Origin of the sequence: Cereibacter sediminicola, assembly GCF_007668225.1 — a bacterium.
Taxonomy (GTDB): domain Bacteria; phylum Pseudomonadota; class Alphaproteobacteria; order Rhodobacterales; family Rhodobacteraceae; genus Cereibacter_A; species Cereibacter_A azotoformans.
The window spans coordinates 89,344-95,362 of sequence record NZ_VDEK01000014.1 but is presented as its reverse complement, the minus strand read 5'-3'; the positions used below and the strand labels follow the sequence as shown (position 1 = coordinate 95,362).

The following is a 6,019-nucleotide window of genomic DNA, read 5'->3' as shown; positions in this document are numbered from 1 at the left end:
GCATCGCCATCGCGAACGAGCCGCCCTTCACCGCCGTCGCCGCCGACGGCACCGTCTCGGGTGCCGCGCCCGACGTGGCTCGCGAGGTCTTCAAGCGGCTGGGCGTGCCCGAGGTGGTGGCCTCGATCAGCGAATACGGCGCGATGATCCCCGGCCTTCAGGCTCGCCGCCACGACGCGATCACCGCGGGCCTCTTCATGAAGCCGGAACGCTGCCAGGCCGTCGCCTATTCCGAGCCGATCCTTTGCGACGCCGAGGCGTTCCTTCTGCCGAAGGGCAACCCCAAGGGCTTCCGCTCCTACGCCGACATCGCGGCCGACCCCACGGCCACCATCGGCGCCCCCGGCGGCGGCACCGAGGAGAAGCTGGCGCTGGAGGCGGGCGTTCCGCGCAACCGGGTGATCGTGGTTCCCGACGGGCAGTCGGGCCTGAAGATGCTGCAGGATGGCCGGATCGACGTCTATTCGCTGCCGGTGCTGTCGATCTCGGACCTGATGGCGAAGGCGGCCGATCCGAACCTCGAGATGCTGGCGCCGGTTCAGGGCGCGCCGGTCTATTGCGACGGCGCGGCCTTCCGCAAGCAGGACACGGCGCTGCGCGACGCCTTCGACGTGGAACTGGCGAAGATGAAGGAATCGGGCGAGTTCGCGCAGATCATCGAGCCCTACGGCTTCTCGGCCGAGGCCGCGAAATCCACCAGCCGCGCCGAGCTTTGCGGCGAGTGACCCGCTGGCGGGCGGCCCCTCCGCCCGCCTCTTTCCCTTCACCGTGGGTGCCACGCTGAATGACGGACTGGTCCGGATATCTGACCCTGATCGCCGGGGGGGCGCTGATGACGGCGCAGCTGACCCTTTACGGCTGCGCGCTTGCGCTGGTGATGGCCTTCGCCGCGGGCCTTGCGCGGCTGTCGCGCTTCTTCGCCGTCCGGGCGCTGGCCACGGTCTATATCGAGTTCTTCCGCGGCACCTCGATCTTCGTCCAGCTGTTCTGGGTCTATTTCGTGCTGCCCTTCGCCGGGATCACGCTGTCGCCCCTGGCGGCGGGGGTGCTCGCGCTGGGGCTGAACGTGGGCGCCTATGGCGCCGAGGTGGTGCGGGGCGCCGTCCTGTCGGTGCCGAAGGATCAGCTCGAGGCGACGGTGGCGCTGAACCTGAGCCGGTTCCAGCGGATGCGCCACGTCATCCTGCCGCAGGCGCTGCCCCTGATGCTGCCGACCTTCGGCAACAACGCGATCGAGCTTCTGAAGGCGACCGCGGTCGTGTCGCTGATCTCGCTGCCCGACATGACCTTTCAGGCGCAGGTGGTGCGGGCGCAGACGGGCAACACGCTGCTGCCGTTCGTCACAATCCTCGTCCTTTACTACGCGATGGCCATGGCGATCGGCGGCGGGGTGCGGCTGCTGGAACGCCGCGCGACGCGCGGTCTTGACGGGGTGCGCTGATGGAATGGGACTGGGCCTTCGTCGCCGAGATCATGCCGGTCCTGCTGCAGGGGCTGCAGCTGACGCTGCTCATCACCCTTCTGTCGGCGGGGGTGGCGGCGGGCCTGGGGCTGGTCTTCGCCATCGCCCGCCGGTCGCCCCGGGCCTGGATCGCGCGCCCGGTGGGCCTGTTCGTCAGCTTCATCCGCGGCACGCCGCTTCTGGTGCAGCTTTACTTCATCTTCTACGTGCTGCCCGATGCGGGTGTCCTGCTGCCCCCCCTGGTGGCCGGCGTCATCGGAATGGGCCTGCACTACGCGACCTATGCCGCCGAGGTCTATCGCGCGGGTATCGAGAACGTGCCCCGCGGCCAGTGGGAGGCGGCGCGCGCCACCAACCTGACCGCGGCCCAGACATGGCGGCATGTGATCGTGCCGCAGGCGATCCCGCCGATGATCCCGGCGCTCGCCAACTACCTGATCGCCATGTTCAAGGAGACGCCGCTGCTGTCGGCCATCACTGTCCTTGAACTGATGAACCAGGCGAAGTCGGTGGCCAATTCCAGCTACCGCTATGTCGAGCCGATGACGCTGGTGGGCGTGCTGTTCCTGGCCATGAGCCTCGTCTCGGTCGTGCTGCTGCGCTGGCTTGAACATCGCTATGGAAGGCTTGCGAAATGACCGACCCCATCGTCGCCCCCCGTCCGCCGCGGCTGGACCCGCGCCCGGTGGCCCACCGGATCGGGCTGATCGCGCTGGCGACCGACCACACGACCGAGGTGGATTTCGCCCGCATCCTCGCGCCGGCCGGGGTGGGGATCTATGTCAACCGCATCCCCTTCGCCAATCCGGTGACGCCCGCGACCCTGCGGGCGATGGAGGCCGATCTGGCCGAGGGGGCCGCGCTGATCCTGCCGGGCGAGGATCTGGATGCGGTGGTCTATGGCTGCACCTCGGCCTCGGTCTGCATCGGGGACGGGGCGGTGCGGGCGCAGGTGGCGCGCGGCAAGCCGGGCTGTCCGGTCGTGACGCCGATCTCGGGCACCCTGACCGGCCTTCGCGCGATGGGCGCGCGGCGGATCTCGGTGCTGACGCCCTATTTCGTCGAGACGACCCGGCCGATGGCCGCGATGTTCGAGGCCGAGGGCTTCACCATCGACCGGCTCACCTGCCTGAACATGGCCGACGACCGCGACATGGCGCGGATCGCGCTGGACGATCTGGTGGATCTGGCGCGCGAGGCGACCGACCCTGCGTCCGAGGCCACCTTCATTTCCTGCACCGCGGTGCGGGCGACGTCCGTCATCGACCGGATCGAGGCGGCGACGGGGCGGCCGGCGCTGTCCTCGAACCACGCCGCTGCGTGGGAGGTCGCCCGCCGCATCGGCATCGCCCAGGCGCTGGCGCCCGGCCACCTGATGACGCTGAGGCTGCCGGCATGACGCTGCCCGTGACGCTGGACGACATCCGGGGGGCCGAGGCGCGCATTCGCGGCCATGTGCGGCGGACGCCGATGCTGGCCGACCCGCGCCTCTCCGGGCTGGTCCTGAAGCTGGAGCACCGGCAGGAAACCGGCGCCTTCAAGCTGCGGGGGGCGACCAACGCGGTGCTGTCGCTGCCGCCCGAGCGGCTGGCGCGCGGGGTGGTGACGGCCTCGACCGGCAACCACGGCCGGGCGCTTGCCCATGCCGCGCGGGCGGCGGGCGTGCGCGCCGTCGTCTGCCTGTCGCGGCTGGTGCCCCCGAACAAGGTGGCGGCGGTGCGGGAACTGGGCGCCGAGGTGCGGATCACCGGCGACAGCCAGGATGAGGCGATGGCCGAGGTGGCCCGTGCCGTCGCCGCCGAGGGGCTGACCGAGGTGCCGCCCTTCGACGATCCGGCCGTGGTGGCGGGGCAGGGCACGCTGGGGCTGGAGATCCTCACGGATATGCCGGCCCCCGACCGGGTTCTGGTGCCGCTGTCGGGCGGCGGGCTGGCTGCGGGCGTGGCGGCCGCCATCAAGGCGCTGTCGCCGCGCACCCGGATGGTGGGCGTCTCGATGGGGCGCGGCGCAGCGATGGCCGCGAGCCTCGCCGCCGGCCATCCCGTGACGATCGAGGAACTTCCGACGCTGGCCGACAGCCTCGGCGGTGGCGTCGGGCTTCGGAACCGCGTCACCTTCGCCATGTGCCGTGCGCTGCTCGATGACGTGATCCTCGTGTCCGAGCACGAGATTGCCGCCGCCATGCGCCACATCCATGACGTGACCGGCGACGCGGTCGAGGGGGCGGCGGCGGTCGGCGTCGCCGCGGTGCTGGCGGGCCGCGCTCCGGCCTTGGGCACGGTCGCCATTCTGTCCGGTGCCAACATCGCACCGGATGCCTTCGCCCGTATCCTTGAAGGAGCCAGCGCGTGAGAGATCCCGTCCTTCTGCTGACCGAGACCGACCTGCGCGCTCTGGTGCCGCTGGACCTCGAGGCCGTCGCCTGCGTCGAGGATGCCTTCCGCGCGCTCGCGACCGAGGCGGTCGCCATGCCGTCGATCCTGCGGCTCGACATCCCCGAGCATCGCGGCGAGGTGGACGTCAAGACGGCCTACATCCCCGGCCTCGACCATTTCGCCATAAAGATCAGCCCCGGCTTCTTCGGCAATCCCGCGCTCGGCCTGCCTTCGACCAACGGGCTGATGGTGGTGCTCTCGGCGCGCACCGGGCTCGTGCAGGCGGTCCTGCTTGACAATGGCTATCTGACGGACGTGCGCACCGCGGCGGCTGGGGCGGTCGCCGCGCGCCACCTGAGCCGCGCCGACAGCTCGACGGTGGCGGTTCTCGGCGCTGGCATGCAGGCCGAGCTTCAGGTCGTCGCACTGCACCTTGTCCGTCCGATCCGCGCCGTCCGTATCTGGGCGCGCGACCCGATCAAGGCCCGGGCGCTGTCGGCGCGGCTGGCGCAGCGGGGACTGCAGGCCACAGCCTGCGCCCGCGTCGAGGAGGCGACGGGCGGCGCCGACATCATCGTGACCGCGACGCCCGCCACGACGCCGATCCTGCACACCGCCCATCCCGGTCAGCACATCACCGCGATGGGATCGGATGCCGAGCACAAGAACGAGATCGCTCCCGACCTGATCGCGCGCGCCACCTATGTCGCCGACCGGCTGTCCCAGACCCGCCGTCTGGGCGAGCTGCACCATGCGATCGCCGCGGGCCTCGTGCCCGCCGACCGCGATTTTGCCGAACTCGGTCAGGTGGTGGCGGGGCTTCGCCCCGGCCGGACGTCGCCCGACCAGATCACGCTGGCCGACCTGACCGGCACCGGCATCCAGGACACCGCCATCGCCGCCCTCGCCGTCGCCCGCGCGGCCGCCGCGCAGGCGGGCCACAGTTTCACCGTCTGACAAGAGACCGGGCCGCATCCGCCCGAAGGAGGACCATCCCCGATGACAGAAGTCGAGCTGCGGTTCAGCCGCGACGAGTTCGCCCAGCGTCTGGAAAAGACGCGGCGGGCGATGGAGGCGAAGGGGGTGGACCTCCTGATCGTCACCGACCCCAGCAACATGAACTGGCTGACCGGCTATGACGGCTGGTCCTTCTATGTCCACCAGTGCGTGATCGTGCCGCCCGACGGCGAGCCGATCTGGTATGGCCGCGGCCAGGACGCGAACGGGGCGAAGCTGACGGCCTACCTCGCGCACGGGAACATCATCGGCTATCCCGACCACTATGTGCAGTCGACCGAGCGGCACCCGATGGATTACCTGTCGGCGCTGATGACCGACCGCGGCTGGGGCAGCCTGCGGATCGGCGTCGAGATGGACAACTACTATTTCTCGGCCGCCGCCTTCGCCAGCTTGACCCGCCACCTGCCGAACGCCCGCTTCTCTGACTGCACGGCGCTGGTGAACTGGCAGCGCGCGGTGAAGTCGCCGCAGGAGATCGCCTACATGCGCCGCGCCGCCCGCATCGTCGAGGCGATGCACGCGCGCATCCTCGACAAGGTCGAGGTGGGGATGCGCAAGTGCGATCTGGTGGCCGAGATCCAGGACGCGGGCATCCGCGGCGCCGACGGTGTTGGCGGCGACTATCCGGCGATCGTGCCGCTTCTGCCCTCGGGGCGCGAGGCGAGCGCGCCGCACCTGACCTGGGACGACCGGCCGATGAAGGCGGGCGAGGGCACCTTCTTCGAAATCGCCGGCTGCTATCACCGCTATCATGTGCCGCTGTCGCGGACCGTCTTCCTCGGCAAGCCCACGCAGGCCTTCCTGGATGCCGAGAAGGCGACGCTGGAAGGGATGGAGGCGGGCCTTGCCGCCGCGCGGCCGGGCAACACCTGCGAGGACATCGCCCGCGGCTTCTTCGACGTGCTGGCGAAATACGGCATCCTCAAGGACAATCGCACCGGCTATCCGATCGGCGTGAGCTATCCGCCCGACTGGGGCGAGCGCACCATGAGCCTGCGTCCCGGCGACCGGACCGTTCTCGAACCGGGCATGACCTTCCACTTCATGACCGGCCTCTGGCTCGAGGACATGGGCCTCGAGATCACCGAGTCGATCCTGATCACCGAGACGGGGGTGGAGTGCCTTGCCAACGTCCCGCGCCAGCTGTTCGTGAAGGACTGAC

Annotated in this window: 7 protein-coding genes; all 7 read left to right on the top strand. The window is 70.2% G+C overall.

All coding sequences use genetic code 11. The annotated features are described in order from the left end of the window. Positions 1-725 (top strand): ectoine/hydroxyectoine ABC transporter substrate-binding protein EhuB (ehuB, locus tag FG154_RS11505; RefSeq protein ID WP_145107799.1); only part of this gene is annotated, 725 nt, incomplete at its 5' end. A gap of 59 nt (positions 726-784) precedes the next feature. After that, positions 785-1,441, top strand: coding sequence for an ectoine/hydroxyectoine ABC transporter permease subunit EhuC (gene ehuC, locus FG154_RS11500; RefSeq protein WP_145107796.1), 657 nt, complete (start codon positions 785-787; stop codon positions 1,439-1,441). Continuing rightward, positions 1,441-2,100, top strand: coding sequence for an ectoine/hydroxyectoine ABC transporter permease subunit EhuD (ehuD, locus tag FG154_RS11495; protein WP_011910116.1), 660 nt, complete (start codon positions 1,441-1,443; stop codon positions 2,098-2,100). Before ehuC ends, ehuD begins: the two co-directional genes overlap by 1 nt. Continuing rightward, positions 2,097-2,861 (top strand): aspartate racemase/maleate isomerase family protein, encoded by a 765-nt coding sequence (locus tag FG154_RS11490; RefSeq protein ID WP_145107794.1) that lies wholly within the window; start codon positions 2,097-2,099, stop codon positions 2,859-2,861. Before ehuD ends, FG154_RS11490 begins: the two co-directional genes overlap by 4 nt. Continuing rightward, a complete protein-coding gene (gene eutB, locus FG154_RS11485; RefSeq protein WP_186312338.1) occupies positions 2,858-3,814 on the top strand; it encodes a hydroxyectoine utilization dehydratase EutB in 957 nt (318 codons plus the stop codon). Before FG154_RS11490 ends, eutB begins: the two co-directional genes overlap by 4 nt. Beyond that, complete coding sequence (gene eutC / locus FG154_RS11480; RefSeq protein WP_145107793.1) at positions 3,811-4,794, top strand: ectoine utilization protein EutC; 984 nt, start codon at positions 3,811-3,813, stop codon at positions 4,792-4,794. Before eutB ends, eutC begins: the two co-directional genes overlap by 4 nt. A 42-nt stretch (positions 4,795-4,836) precedes the next feature. Next, complete coding sequence (doeA, locus tag FG154_RS11475) at positions 4,837-6,018, top strand: ectoine hydrolase DoeA (protein WP_145107790.1); 1,182 nt, start codon at positions 4,837-4,839, stop codon at positions 6,016-6,018. Position 6,019: the final 1 nt, after the last annotated feature.